The organism is Streptomyces sp. NPDC044044, from assembly GCF_056434405.1.
The window spans coordinates 81,196-96,839 of sequence record NZ_JBWKFG010000015.1; the positions used below are offsets into that span (position 1 = coordinate 81,196).

At 73.3% G+C, this 15,644-nt stretch carries 2 protein-coding genes; both read left to right on the forward strand.

Annotated elements, in window-relative coordinates; translation table 11 throughout:
- Window positions 1-35 precede the first annotated feature (35 nt).
- Window positions 36-6,269: a type I polyketide synthase gene (locus tag AC07AG_RS40990; RefSeq protein ID WP_478762051.1), complete on the forward strand. Its 6,234-nt coding sequence runs from the start codon at window positions 36-38 to the stop codon at window positions 6,267-6,269.
- Between the two features lie 56 nt (window positions 6,270-6,325).
- Entirely contained in the window at window positions 6,326-15,643 is a 9,318-nt protein-coding gene (locus AC07AG_RS40995) for an SDR family NAD(P)-dependent oxidoreductase (RefSeq protein WP_478762053.1), read from the forward strand.
- The last annotated feature ends 1 nt before the right edge of the window (window position 15,644 follow it).

A 15,644-nucleotide genomic window follows, 5' to 3' on the forward strand; every position in this document is an offset into this window, starting at 1 on the left:
AACCGCACGCCGAAGCGCAGCGTGAAGGGCAGCCAATGGAAGCGAGCACCACGCAAGACGTCACGTACGGCACGGCGAGCGACACGCCGCACAGCACGGACAAGGACTTCATTGCCGTCGTCGGCATGGCGGGCCGTTTCCCGGGAGCCTCGGACGTCGAGGGGCTGTGGCGGCTCCTGATGGACCGGGGCAATGCCATCCGGCCCGTACCGGCCGAACGGTGGGACGCGTCGGCACAGTTGGACCCCGAGCGGAAGATCCAGGCTGTCGGAGGTTTCCTCGACGACGTCGACCGCTTCGACGCCGCCTTCTTCGGGGTCTCCCCGCGTGAGGCCGCCGCCATCGACCCGCAGCAGCGGCTCCTGCTCAAGGAGGCCTGGCGGGCCTTGGAGGACGCCGGACAGCAGGTGTCCGGTCTGTCCGGCACGCGCACCGGCGTGTACGTGGGCGCGTCGTGGCACGACTACGAACTCCTGCGCAAGGAGCGGGGCGCCGCACCCACCTCGCACAGCCTGGTGGGCAACGCCCTGGACGTGATAGCAGCCCGGCTCTCCTATGTCTTCGGACTGCGCGGCCCCAGTCTCACCGTGGAGACAGGCTGCTCGTCCTCGCTGGTGGCCCTTCACCTGGCCGCCCAGGCACTGCGCCAGGGTGAGATCGAGTCGGCCGTCGTCGGTGGCGTCAATCTCATGCTCGACCCCCATGTGACCGTGGGACTCACGCACTTCGGTGCCTTGTCACCCGACGGAAGGTGCGCGACCTTCTCCGCGCACGCCAATGGATTCGTGCGAGGCGAGGGTGTCGCCGCCCTCTACGTGAAGACGTTGGAGCGTGCTCTGGCGGACGGTGACCGCATCCACGCCGTCATCCCCCGCACCGTCGTCAACAACGACGGTGGCGGCGCGAGTCTGGTGACACCGAGCCCGGACGGTCAGCGTGACCTGCTCACCCGTGCGTACGGGGACGGACTCGTGCCGCCCGGTGCGGTCGCCTACATCGAGGCACACGGCACCGGCACCGGCCGTGGCGACCCCATCGAGGTCACCGAGATCGGCCGAGCCGTGGCCCGGCACCGCACGCGGGGGCCACTGGCCGTCGGCTCGATCAAGACCAACATCGGGCACCTGGAGGCAGCCGCCGGGATGGCGGGCCTCTTCAAGGTCCTGCTCTGCCTTCGCCACCGCACCGTCCCGCCGAGCCTCCACTCGGCGGAGCTCAACCCCGACATCCCCTTCGACGACCTCAACCTGCACGTCGTGCGCGAGCCGCTCGCGCTGTCCGGCGACGAACCGCTCTACATGGGGGTCAACTCCTTCGGCTGGGGCGGCACCAACGCCCACGTCGTCGCGATGAGCCCGCCCGAGCCGGCCGCCGAGCCGCGGGGGAGGACGCCGGAGACCGGGCTTCCCGCCCTGGTGCCGCTGTCGGCCCGGCAGCCGCAGCTGCTCGCGGAGCGCGCGACGGAACTCGGTGCCGCGCTGAGTGACACCAGCGCGACGCTCACCGACCTCGCCGGCACCCTCGCACTGCGCCGCGACCACTTCCCGGCCCGCGTGGCCTTCCTGGCCTCGGACACCGAAGAACTGCGCACCCGCCTCGCGGCGTTCGCCGCGACCCCGGACGTCGTGCCGCCCGGTGTCGTGGACGGGCGCGCCCTCCCGCGGGGGCGCACCGCCTTCGTCTTCCCGGGCCAGGGCTCCCAGTGGAGCGACATGGGCTGTGCCCTCTACCGGGACAGCCCGCTGTTCGCCGATGTCGTGCGCCGCTGTCGCGCGGCCCTTGCCCCGCACGTTGACTGGGATCTCCTCGACATCTTCGCCGGCACGGCTGGCGATGAGTGGATGTCGCGCATCGACATGCTCCAACCCACGCTGTGGGCCATGTCGCTCGGCCTCGCCGAACTCTGGCAGGCCTCGGGCGTGCGCCCCGATGTCGTGCTCGGCCACAGCCAGGGCGAGATCACCGCGGCCACCCTCGCGGGCGTCCTCAGCTACGAGGATGCCGCCCTGGTGATGGCCCGGCGCAGCGCGATCGCCCGGCGCACATCGGGGCAGGGCAGGATGCTCGCCGTCGACCTGGACCGGGAGGCCGCGACCGCCGCCCTCGAAGGGTTCGAGGACAGTGTGTCCCTGGCCGTGCACAACGGACCCAACTCCTGTGTGCTGTCCGGCGAGGAGGACTCCGTCCTCGTACTGAAGGAGCTCCTGGAGGCCGAAGGCACGTACTGCAGGCTGGTCAATGTCGACTACGCGTCGCACAGCCCTCAGATGGACCCCCTCGAAGCGGACCTCCTGACAGCCCTCGCCCCCGCCGAGCCCCGTGACGGGTCCATCGCGCTGATGTCCACCGTGCGCTGTCGTGTGCTCGACGGCCCCGAGATGGACGCCGCGTACTGGGTGGAGAACCTGCGCAACCCCGTCCAGTTCGCCGACGCGATGCAGGCGCTGCTCGACGACGGTGTCACCCATGTCGTGGAGATCAGCCCGCACCCCGTCCTCGCCCCTGCCGTCGAACAGCTGGCCGCCGAGCGGGCGCAGCCGCCTGCCGTGCTCACCACGCTGCGCCGTCACCACGGCGGGGTCGACGACTTCGCCCAGTCCCTCGCCGCAGGCTATGTGAGCGGCCTCGAACCCTTCGGCGCGCTGCCACGCCGGGCCCTCGTGCCCGTGCCCGGCTATCCGTTGCGCGGCGAGCGTCACTGGACTCCCGTACGACAGCAGGGTTCCGGTGCGGTGCGGGGCTTCGCTCCACGCTTTAGCCCGGCACCGGGACGTCCTGACGTGCACCTCGCGGAGCTGGAGCTGGCGCTGCCGGATCTGCCGTGGCTGGGCGATCACCGGGTGTACGGCGCCGCGGTGCTGCCGGGGGCCGGCATGCTCACGCTGGCCGTGCACACCGCTCGGGCGGGCCTGGGCTCGGGCCGCATGCGGATCGACGACGTCGCCTTCCGCAAGGAGATCGCGCTCGGCGACGCCCCGGTGCGCCTCACCGCCGAATGGCACGAGGACGACGCGGCACACGGTGCCTTCCGGCTGCTCTCGCTTGCTCCGGACGACACGCGGTGGACGGTGAACGCGACAGCACGGATCAGCCGCTCCGCACCGGGCTGCTCCATGCCGGACTTCCCTGACTGGTACGAGGCGTCCCCCTCGGAAGCGGCCCAGGAGGCCCCGGCCGGGCCCGCCGAGATCGCCGGTGCGGACTTCTACCTCGCCTGCGCAGCACGCGGCCTGGAGTACGGCCCCGCCTTCCAGGGCGTGCGGTCCGTGCGGGTGTCCGCTTCGGGCGACGAGGCCGTGGGCGAACTGGTCCTCGGCGAGCGACTGCGGGCCGCCAACCGCGCAGGTGCCCTCCACCCCGCGCTGTGGGACGGCGCCCTGCAGGTTTCCCTCGCGCTGGACGGCGGCAAGGACAGCGCGCTCGTCCCTACGTCGGTCCGGTCCGTGCACCTCGTCGACGACGCCCGAGAGCCCGTCACCCACGCCTGGTCGCACGCCAGGCGCCGGGGCGACGGTGCCGTTGATGTGACCGTCTTCGACGACGAGCGCAAGCCGCTGCTCATGATGGAGGCGCTCCGCCTCGAACCGCTGCCGGGGGGCGCGGACGCCCCGTCGGACCCGGAGCGGTGGCACCGGGTGCGGTGGACCGATGTCACGGACGCACCGGCAGAGAAGGCCGGGCGTGACGTGACGCACTGGACCGTGGTGTCCGCCGGTGCGGGCGATCTCGCCGATCAACTCGCGGCTGCTCTGAAGCAGTTGGGAGCACCGGTGTCCCGCACCGACACTCCTGGGGACGCCGCTACGGACGGCGTGGTCTTCGTGGCCCCGCCCGCCACAGCCGGGGCCACCGCTCAGCGGGCAGGGCTCCACGACCTCGTCGAGGTCGTCCGTGCCGGCACGGCCCTGCCCGTGCCGCCGCGGCTCGCGGTCGTCACGGCCGGCGCCCAGACGGCAGGCGACCACAGCCCCGATCCGGGAGCGGCACAGTACTGGGGCTTCACTCGGGCGCTGCGGCGCGAGCACGGCGAGTTCGAGACGCGGCTCATCGATGTGCTCCCCTCCGACGAGGAATGGGCCATCGCCTGCGCGGCAGAGCTTGTCGGCGCCACGTCGGAGGACCAGGTCGCGCTGCGCGGCCCGCGTCGTCTCGCCGCCCGGATCGTCCGCGGCGCCGCGGTGGACGACTCCGCCACCGCGCTCCCCCCTGCCCGCACCCCCCGGCAGCCGTTCCGCGCCTCCGTCGGAGCCACGCGCCGCGACACCGTCGACCTCGTCCCCCTCGACCGGCGCCCTCCCGGCCCCGGCGAGGTCGAACTCGAGGTGACCGCAACAGCGTTGGAGGGACTGCTCGGCGCCTCCTGCGCCGGGGTCGTCATCGACGTCGGCATGGACGTCGAGGGCTTCGCGGTCGGCGACCGTGTGGTGGCGTGCGCGGCCGACTCGCTCGCCAGTCATGTGACGGTGCACGCCGATCACGTCCTCACGGCTCCCGACGGGCTGCCCGACGCCGAGGCGGCCGCGTTGCCGATGGCCATGGCCGTCGCCGGGTACGCACTGGCCGACATCGGCCGACTCGCGCCCGACGACACCGTCCTCGTCCACTCGGCGGCGGGCGGTCTCGGTCTCGCCGCCGTCCAGGCGGCCCGGCTGCTCGGCGCCCGGGTGCTCGGCGCCGACCGCGACAAGGAGGGGCAAAGGCTGCTGGCCGAACTCGGCGCCGACGCTGTCTTCGACACCGACGACCCGTTTTGGCACGAGCGGGTCAGGACCGCCACATCGGGGCGCGGCGTGGACATCGCATTCGGCCCGTTCACCGGGACCGCCGTACGCTCCGGACTCGAACTGCTCGCCCCCGGCGGGCGGTTCCTCGACACCGGCACCATCGCCGGGGGCGGCGGCCGTTCGGTCGACCTCGACGCTCTGCACGGCGGTATCAGCCTGGCCACCATCGACCCAGCAGGGCTTCTCTCGGCGCGCCCCGAGCGATTCACCCGAGCACTCGCATCGGTGTGGGATCTGGTCGCCGCCGGAAAGCTCGAACCCCTGCCCGTTCGCCGCATCAACCACGCCGAAGTCACCCCGAAGCTCCTTGAGTTGACCAGTCCCGAGCGTGTCGTCGTCACCGGTCTGCGGGACGTCGACGGAGTGGCGGCGGTGCCGCTGCCCGGGGGACGGCTGCGCGCCGACGGCACGTATCTGATCACGGGCGGCCTCGGCGCCCTGGGGCTTTCACTGGCCGAGTTCCTCGCCGGCAACGGTGCCGGGCACCTGGCCCTGCTCGGCAGATCCGCGGTGCGCCCCGAGGCGGAGCGGCGGGTCGCCGCGCTGCGGGCCGACGGGATCCGGGTGCACACCGTGCAGTGCGATGTGGGTGACCAGGCCGCCCTCGACACGGCACTGGACGGGCTGCGTGCCCAACTGCCGCCGCTGCGTGGCGTGGTGCACGCGGCGGGACTCCTCGACGACGCCACGGTCGTCAATGTGACGTCCGGACAACTGGCCTCCGTGCTCGCCCCGAAGACCGACGGGGCGCGGAACCTGGACGTGGCGACGGACCACGACCCGCTGGACTTCTTCGTCCTGTTCTCGTCGGCGACAGCCCTCGTCGGCAACCCCGGCCAGGCGGTCTACGCCGCGGGCAACGCCTTCCTCGACGCTCTCGCCGAGGCCCGCAGGCACCGTGGGCGGCCCGCGCTCAGCGTCCAGTGGGGCCCCGTCACCGACGTGGGACTCGCCGCCGACGACAGCCGACGCGGCGCGCGGCTCGCCGATCGCGGCATGGGCGGCATCGGCGTGGGTGAGGCCTGGCCCGCGCTGATGCGGCTGCTCGGCCAGGACGAACCCGTCGTCGGTTACGTCCCCATCGACCTGCGCCAGTGGTTCGACGCCTATCCCGACACCGCGGCCCTCAAGAGCTGGGAGCTGCTGCGCGCCGCGGCCCGGGACGGCAGCGGTGGCGGGGCGTCCGGAGCCGAGCTCCGGGCACGCATCGCGGCAGCGCTACCGGACGAACGGGTCCGGCTCGTGGAGGACACCGTGCGGGCATTGGCCGGCCGTGTCCTGCGGATCGAGCCCATGGCCATGGAGGGGGACACCCCCTTCAAGGCGCTGGGCCTCGACTCCCTGATGAGCCTCGAACTGCGCAACCGCCTCGAGGCCGCGCTCGACATGAAGCTGTCGCCCACGCTCCTGTGGTCCTACGGCAGCACGACGGCACTGGCCACGGCGCTCGTCGGCCAGCTGTCCGAGTCGCCCGGAGCGGACTGACGTCCTCACCGAACCCGTCGCCGGCCGTCATCTCCCCACTGCGAGGAACTCCGTACATGAAGAGCCCGGACATGGATGCCCCGAACACGGACCAGAACACCAGCGCGGAGCCCGGGACAGCCCGGGCCCCACGACCCGGGGCGACGAAGCAGACACCGCTCACCCGTGCGCTGGCCGCCGTCCGCAGGCTGCAGCAACGCCTGGACGAGCAGCAGGGCGACCAGCCCATCGCCGTGATCGGTGTCGGCCTGCGGCTGCCCGGCGGCATCAACGACCTCGACGGCTACTGGACGGCGCTGGCCGCGGGCCATGACCTGGTGCGGCCGATGCCTGAGGCCCGCAAAGGACCGTTCGCCAAGGAGTGGGAGGGGCTGCCTCAGCGCGGCGGGTTCCTGGACGAAGTCCTCGACTTCGACGCCGGCTTCTTCGGCATCAGCCCGCGCGAGGCCCGCCATCTCGACCCGCAGCACCGGATGCTCCTGGAGGTGACGTGGGAGGCCCTGGAGAACGCGGCGCTGCCCGCCGACCGGCTCTCGGGCTCCCGCGCGGGGCTCTACCTCGGCATCATGTGGCAGGACTACCGGGACTGGCTGAGCGGTGAGCCGGACGCGTACTGGACCACGGGCAACGGGCACAACTTCGCGGCGGGGCGCATCGCGTACGCGCTCGGCCTGAACGGGCCCGCGCTCTCCGTCGACACGGCGTGCTCCTCGTCGCTCGTGGCGGTGCACCTCGCGGTGCAGGCTCTGCAGCGCGGTGAGTGCGAGACAGCCTTCGCGGCGGGCGCCAACCTGATCATGTCGCCGCGGTCCATGCGCCTCGTGCAGGAGACACGTTCGCTGTCGCCGGACGGTCTGTGCCGCACGTTCGACGCCAGGGCCGCCGGCTTCACCCGGGGCGAGGGGTGCGGCGCCGTCGTGCTCAAGCGGCTCGACCACGCGGTGCGTGACGGAGACAAGGTGCATGCCGTGATCCGCGGCTCGGCGGTCAATCAGGACGGCCGCTCGGGCGGGTTCACCGCGCCCAATGTGCTCTCGCAGATCTCCCTCATCGAATCGGCGCTCGCCTCCGCACGCCTGGAGCCGGCCGACATCGGCTATGTCGAGGCGCACGGCACCGGTACCTCGCTGGGCGACCCGATCGAGATGGAGGCGCTCGCCTCCGCGCTCGGCCGTCGCAACGGCGGCGCGCCGCTGCCGGTCGGCGCGGTCAAGACGAACTTTGGGCACCTGGAGTCGGCGGCCGGCGCGGCCGGACTCGTCAAGGCCATCCTGTGCCTGCGGCACCGGCAAGTACCGCCCGTCGTGCACTTCGAGACCCTCAACCCGCGCATCGACCTGTCCGGCACCGGGATGACCGTCCCGACCGCCTTGACGGACTGGTCCCCGGACAGCGGCGACCACGCCGCGGTCAGCTCCTTCGGCATGAGTGGCACCAACGCCCAGGTGATCCTCGGCCTGCCGACACCGGACGAGTTGGCGCACGGCGCCCCGGCCGATGCGCCGGAGGCCCGTCCCGTCACCGGGTTCGAGCTGTCGGCGAGCACACCCGAGGCGCTCCGGGAGCTCGCCGCCGCCCACGCCGAACGGCTCGGCACCCTGTCCCCCGCGGACTACCCGGCGTTCGCGCACACGGTGACCGCGGGCCGGGCTCGCCTGCGGTCACGGGCACGGATCACCGCCGCGACCCCTGCCGCCGCGGCCGCGTCACTGCGTGCCGTCGCCGCCGGGGACGAGGTCCCCGGCGCGGTCGTGACGGACTCGGCCGACGGCACCAGTGGCGAGCAGCTTGGCAGTGAGCTCCCGCGCCGTGTCATCGAGTTGCCCGGATACCCGTGGCAGCGGCAACGGTACGCCCCGGAGGGACCGGTCCAAGGGCCGGCCGACGACGAGAAGGCCGACGCGACGCGCACGGCCGCACTACTGAGCGACTACGAGGTCACCTGGCACGAGACCCCAGCGGTGGCTTCCGCCCCGGAGGGCGGCCGCCCCACGCTCGTCCTCGCGGGCGACGACACCGAACTGCTGGCAGGTCTCGCCGGTGCGGCCGCCGTGCGCGGCTTCGGCGGCACTCTGCTCGTGCCGCCGAAGGCCGCCGTGACAGCGGCCGACGGCTGGCGGACGCGGGCACTGCCCGACACCCCGGAAGCGTGGCGGGAGTTCTGGGACGGCTGTCCCGGCGACACCCCGGCACGCCTTGTCCTGGCCTGGCGGGCGACCGCGTCGGACGACGGTGGCACCCGGTCCGCCGCCGCCTTGTGCTCCGCCGTCACAACGGCCGTCGCGGCGCTCGCCGCAACGCCCGGCGCCGGGCGGCAGGCAGTCGCCGTCACCCGGGCCGCCCGCCGCACCGGCCCCGACGACGTCGCGGCGGCCACCGGGCACGCCGCCCTGCACGGGCTCGCCCCCGTCCTTGGGCTCGAACTGTCCGCCGCCTGGGGCGGCATCGTGGACCTGCCGGGCGAACCGACCGCGCACGACCTGGGCGCGCTGGTCGGCCTCGTGTCCGCCGGGGGCGGTCGGCCCCTGGAGGACCTTGCCGCCGTACGCGAGGGCCGCGTGCTCGTCGCGCGGCTGCGGCCCGTGGAGGCCGAGCCCGCCCCTCTGCCCGTGCACGCCGACGGCACGTATGTCGTGACCGGTGGACTTGGGGCGGTGGGCGGGCAGTTGAGCGGTGATCTGGTGCGCAGAGGAGCCCGGCATCTGCTGGTCATCGGGCGCCGGGCCGAGACCCGACTCGACACGGACGCGACGGAGGTCCTTGCCCGGCTCCGGGAAGGGGCCGAGCAGGTCGTCTATCGGAGCGGAGGCTGCGATACCGCCGAGGCCTTGGCCGCCGCGTGCGCACCGCTCGACGGAATGCCACCCGTGCGCGGCGTGATCCACGCGGCGGGGAGCGTCGAGCGGACACCGGCGGCCTCCACCGGGGTCCCCGAGTTCACGGCCGCGCTGCGCGACAAGGCCGCTGGCGCCTGGTGGCTCCACCAGGCCGCCAGGGACTGGGATTTGGACTTCTTCCTGATGATCTCCTCGGTGTCCGCCGTGTGGGGTACGGAGCACTGCGCCGCGTACGCGGCCGCGAATGGCGCGCTCGACGGACTGGTCGCACAGCGGCTGTCCCAGGGGCTGCCCGCCGTGAGCGTCGCGTACGGGCCTTGGGACCTCGACGGCCGGGGCATGGCGGACGCCGCCTCCCGGGAGCGGTACGCGCGCCTGGGCGTCGGGCCTCTCGACTCCGCGGCGGGCTGCGGCAAACTCACCGCCCGTGCGCCCGGCCACGCGGGACACATCGTGGCGTGTCCTCTCGACCCGCACCGCTTCGGCCATGTCATGGCGGGGCTGCGGCAGCGCGGACTGCTCGCCGGGCTCGGTACGGGGGCGGCAGAGGACTCGGCAGAGGGCGCCGCCCCGGGGCGGGCCGCCGCGGCGGATTCGGCTCCGGAGCCCTGCGTCGTCGGCGAGATCACCGCGCTACCCGAGAGCGCCCGGCCGAAGGCCGCCCGCGACCATGTCGCGCGCATCCTCGCGGCCGTCCTTGGCCACGACGACCCGAGCGCCGTGCGCCGGGACACCGGCTTCTTCGACCTGGGCCTCGACTCGATCGCCGCCGTCGACCTGGTGGCGGGGCTCGCCGCCGCGTTCGACGCACCGCTCACCGTGGCCGACGCGTTCGACCACCCCACCGTCAATGACCTGGCCTCACATCTGCTGGCCGCGTCCGCCGGGGCGCCCCGCGCGGGCGCGTCCGCCCGGCCGCCGGTCCGCCCGGTGCCGACGCTCGCACCGCGAAGTACCGCTCCCGCGCGGGAACCCGCCGTGCCCGCCGCCTCCCCCTCCTCCGGTTCCCGCGGCCACGAGCCCGTCGCCATCGTCGGGATGGCAGGGCGCTTCCCCGGCGCGGACGACATCGACGCGTTCTGGGACCTGCTGCGCACGGGCCGGGACGGCGTCGGGACCGTACCGGCGGACCGCTGGGACGCCGCCGCCTACGCGGCCTCGGGCCATGACGCCGACGAGCTCGGCAGCATCGCCAGCGACCAGGGCGGGTTCCTGCGCGGCATCGACCGGTTCGACGCCGATTTCTTCGGCATCCCCGCCCGCGAGGCACAGAACCTCGATCCGCAGCAGCGGCTTCTCCTGGAATCCGCCTGGCACGCACTCGAGGACGGGTGCATCGATCCCACCAGTCTGAAGGGCAGCCGGACCGGTGTGTTCGTCGGCATCAGCTACGGCGACTACGCGCGGCTGCTAGCGCAGGGCGGCCCCGCGGGGCTCGACGCGTACTACAGCACCGGCACCGCCCTGAACGCCGCCGCGGGCCGCATCGCCTACACACTGGGCCTGAACGGGCCCGCCGTCGCCGTCGACACCGCCTGCTCCTCCTCGCTCGTCGCTCTCCATCTGGGCCTGCGCTCCCTGCGCTCCGGCGAGACGGACGCGGTGCTCGCCGGCGGCGTGAACGTGATCCTGGACCCGGCGGCGTCCGTCGCCGTCAGCCGCGCCCACATGCTCTCCCCGGACGGGCGGTGCCGTACCTTCTCCGCCGACGCCAACGGGTTCGCACGGGCCGAGGGCTGCGGCGTCCTCGTACTGAAGCGGCTGAGCGACGCCCGGCGGGACGGCGATCAGATCCTCGCCGTGATCCGCGGCAGCGCCGTCAACCAGGACGGTGCTTCCTCGGGGCTCACCGCACCCAACGGCACGGCCCAGGAGGCGATGATCGGGGCCGCGCTCGCCGATGCCGCCACCGAAGGCCACACGGTGTCGTACCTCGAGGCGCACGGCACCGGCACTTCGCTCGGCGACCCCATCGAACTGGGCGCGGCCTGGCGGGTACTGGGTCCGGACCGCAGGGCGGGAATGCCTCTGCGGGTCGGTTCGGTGAAGAGCAACATCGGCCACTGCGAGTCCGCCGCGGGCATGGCTTCCATCATCAAGACGGTGCTCGCCCTGCGGCACGGAGTACTGCCGGGCAACCTGCACTTCTCCCGGCCCAATCCGCACATCGACTGGGAATCGATGAATGTCCAGGTGGTGGAGTCCACGACACCGTGGCGGGCCACAGGCGGCCCTCTCGTTGCGGGGGTCTCCGGCTTCGGCTTCACCGGCACCAACGCGCACATCGTTCTCGCGCAGGCGCCTGAGCCGGCCCCCGCCGCCGGTCCCGTGCCCGAAGCGCAACAGCCGGTTCGGGCGCCGGACGACGTCCTGCACCTCCTCCCGCTCTCCGCCCCCGATCCGGAGGGTCTGGCACGGCTCTCCGCGGCCTGGCGTCAGCGCCTCACCGACGCGAACGCGGGCGAGGTCGCCGCCCTCACGGCCACGGCGGGCGCGGGCCGTGCCCACTTCCCCTACCGCCGCGCGCTCCTCGGCAAGGGCCGTGAGCAGCTGCTCACGGCGTTGGACGGTGTCGATTCGCACAGTGCCGCCCCGCGCACCGGGGCGGCGCCGAGGATCGCCTTCCTCTTCTCCGGGCAAGGCAGCCAGTACGCGGGGATGGGCCGCGATCTCTACGAAACCGAGCCGGTGTTCCGCGCCGCGTACGACGCCTGTGACCGTCACCTCGCACCGGTACTCGGCGCATCCCTGACCGACCTGGTCCTCTATCCGGCGGACCCGGACACGCTCAACGAAACCCGGATCACTCAACCCGCACTGGTATCCCTGGAGTTCGCACTCACCGAGCTGTGGAAGTCCTGGGGTGTGACCCCCTCCGTGGTGATGGGCCACAGCGTCGGCGAGATCGGCGCGGCACTCTGCGCCGGCGCGATGGACCTGGGAGCAGGCCTCGGCCTGATAGCCGAGCGCGCCCGGCTGATGCAGGCCACGGAGCGCGGGGCCATGCTCGCGGTGTCGGCCCCCGAGGAGGACGCGGTCGCCTGGGCCGAGGCGGCGGGCCTCGACCTCGCCGCCGTCAACGGCCCCAACGCCACGGTCCTTTCGGGCTCCCCCGGGGCCGTCGCCAAGCTGGAGGAGCGACTCAACGGGCTCGGTGTGCGGCACCGCAGGCTCACTGTCTCGCACGCCTTCCACTCCCGGCTCCTGGACCCCGCTCTGGACGAATTCACCACCGCTGTCGCAGCGTTGGAGTTCCGGCCGCCCGGTGTGCCGGTCGTGTCCAATGTGACGGGGCGGCTCGTGTCGCACGACGAGTACGACGCCGCGTACTGGCGCGAACACGCCCGCCGCCCGGTCCGGTTCCTCGACGGCGTCCGCCGACTGGACGAACTGGACGTGGACGTCTGCCTGGAGATCGGTCCCGGCCGCACGCTGGTCAGCCTGGTCCAGGGGGCGGGCGCCGCCCCTCATGGCGGTGTCGCCCACTCCCTGCGCCGTGGAGCGGCGGGCCGTGACACCCTGCGCACCGCCGCGGGCAAGCTCTACGAACTCGGCCAGGACCTGGACTGGCAGCGCATCGACCGCGCCGAGCACATCACCCACGGGCGCCGGGTCGACGCTCCGCGGTATCCCTTCGCACCCACACGCCACTGGGTCGGGGCCACGGACCGTGACGGGCAGGTGCCGCGGGCCGTCGATCGGCCCGTCACGCTCTCCGTCCGGGACGGCGCCCCGGCCTGGGGCACCGAGCTGCGCTCCCCGGCGCTGCGTGGCGGCCGGGTGTTCGCCACGCAGCGCAGCACGGTCTACCCCCCGCACCTGACCGACCACCGGCTCTTCGGCGTCGTCTCGGTCCCAGGTGCCTCCCAGACCGCCACGGCACTGTCGGCGCTGGGCGGCGACGGCGCCCATGTCACCCTGGAGGACCTGCACTTCCCCCGTGCCCTGGTGCTCCGGGACGGGGAGCTCTACGACCTTCAGGTCATCGAGGAGGTGCAGGAGCACGGCACCCGCACCGTGAGCGTGCAGAGTCTCGTGGACCCCGAGCACGGCCAGTGGCAGGAGCACCTGGCGGCGCGTGTCGTGGCGCCGACCCCGGAGCCGCCGACCGTCGTCTTCCCGAGGGAGGCCTTCATCGCGGGCGCCGACCGACACCTGGACGGCGACTCCTTCTACGCCCATCTGCACACCGTCGGCTACCACTTGGGACCGTCTTTCCGCTGGATCCGTGATGTGTGGATCAACGGCGACGAGGCGCTGGTCCGGTTCGCCGAGCCGGACGGGATGAACGAGGACCCGGACGGCTACGAGATCCACCCCGGCCTGCTCGACTCCTGCCTGCAGAGCACGGTGGCCTTCGCGGTCGCCGCCGCGCGACCCGGTTCCGTCACGGAGGAGGCGGCCCTCGCCATTCCGTTCGCGGCCGCCGGTGTCACGCTCCGCGGGCGTCCCACGCGTCGGCGTGAATTGTGGGCCCACGTCACAGTGGTGAGGGATCAGCAGCACCCGGACGGATCCGCGGACTTCCTCGCGATCGAATCGGCCGATCTGCGCCTCTTCGACGGCACGGGCGCGACGGTGCTCGACGTCGACCGCTTCCGGTTCCGCAGCGCACCCCGTTCGCTGCTGGAGCGCTCGCTGCGCGAACGCGTCCGGCACGCGTACGCGCTGCGTGGCGAGTACCTCGCGGCGGACGCCCCCGAGGCGGCGGCCCGTCCGCTCCACGTGGCCGTCCTGGGCACGCCGGAGCACCCGGAAGCCAAGGAGCTGACGAGCGCCCTCGAAGAGCTGGGCCACCGCGTGACCGCGGCGACCGTGGCCCAACTCACCGCACTGGATCCTGACCTGGTCGTCGACACCCGCTTCCTCACCGTCGTCCCGGAGACCATCCACCAGGACGACGCGACGGAACCCTGCTCACCGGCGGAAGTTCTCGCCTCCGTACGGACACTCGCCGACGACCTGCGCGCGACCCCGCGGCACCTGCCCTACACGCTGCTGTGCGCGGCTCCGGAGCAGGGCAGGCCCGATCCTCAGGGTCCGCGCCGCGAGGCCCTGTGGTCCATGCTCACCGCGCTCGAGGCCGAACAGACCGAGCGCAGACTGCTCCGGGTGGCCGTGGCCCCGACGGCGGACCGGACGGATGCCGCCGAGCGCGTGGCACGCGCCCTCACCGGCGCGCTCAACACCTCGATTCCCGAGACCCGCCTGGAGGTCGACGCCGGCGGAGTGCGCGCGGTGCGCCTCGTGCCACGCGACGAGCCTCGGCCGGATGGCCCCCCTGCCTTCGCCGCCGACGGGGCCGCGCTCATCACCGGTGGGCTCGGCGCCCTCGGACTGAGCACGGCCACCGCGCTGGCCGCGTGGGGAGTGCCCGCCGTCACGCTCATGGGGCGCTCCGCGCCGGACGACGAGGGACGGCGGATCATCTCCGCCCTCGCCGCGGGCGGCACCCGCGTGCGCATCGTCCAGGGCGATGTCACCGACCCCGCTGACTGCCGCCGCGCCGTCGCCGAGGCAGGCCGGGACGCACCCCTGAAGATCGTGCTCCACCTGGCAGGAACGTCCGACGACCGCGCCTTCGAGCACCTTGACGACGAGGCCTTCGAGCGGGTCTTCGCCGCGAAGGCGACCGGCGCCGCCCACCTGACGGCGGCCTTGGAGGACAGCGGCGACGACCTGGCGGCACTGGTCCTCTTCTCCTCCGTGGCAGGCGTGCTCGGCAACGCCGGCCAGGTCAACTACGCGGCCGCCAATGGCTTTCTGGACGGTCTGGCACGAGCACTGCGGGGCAAGGGCATCCCGGCCACGAGCGTGGCCTGGGGCCCCTGGATCCCGCGCGCGAAGGCGGGCCTCGCCGGGTCCGCGGCAACGGCGCAGGCCATCGACAGGCTCGGCATCACACCGCTCGACGACGAGCAGGCCAAGGACCTGCTCCAGCTCTGCCTCACCGAACCGGAGCTCACCGCCAGGGACGCGCGCCTGGTCGCCGTCGCCGTGGACGCGGACCGCTACACGGCCCGCACCGCGGGGCACCCCCGGGCCGCCCTGCTGGGCGAGGCAGCACCGCAGCCCGGCTCCGCACCCACGGGCCGACCGCGTCGGGGTCAGCTGAGCGAGCTGCTCAACGGCTTGGACGACGAGCGGGCACTGGATCAACTGCGGGCTTCCGTAAGGGAGTTTCTCGCCGAGGCGCTGGGCGAGCGCGGTCCGATCGACGACGACCTCGGCTTCGGCGAGCTCGGGCTCGACTCCATCATGGTCATCGACCTGCGTACCCGCCTCTCGCACGCGCTCGCTCTGGAGCTGTCGGCGACGGTCGCCCTGGACCACCCCACCGTCACCCTGCTCTCCGCGTACATCGCGGACCTGCGCGGCATGCGGCAGCCCGCCGCCGACGCCGCCCCGCACCGGACCGACCCCGGCGGCACCACCGCCCCTGCCCCCCGGCGCGACACCGACCCCGCGGCGCTGTCCTTCGACGAACTCGTGCGAGCCGTCCAGGCAGACGTCGCAGACCTGGCAGAAGAGAAGTGAG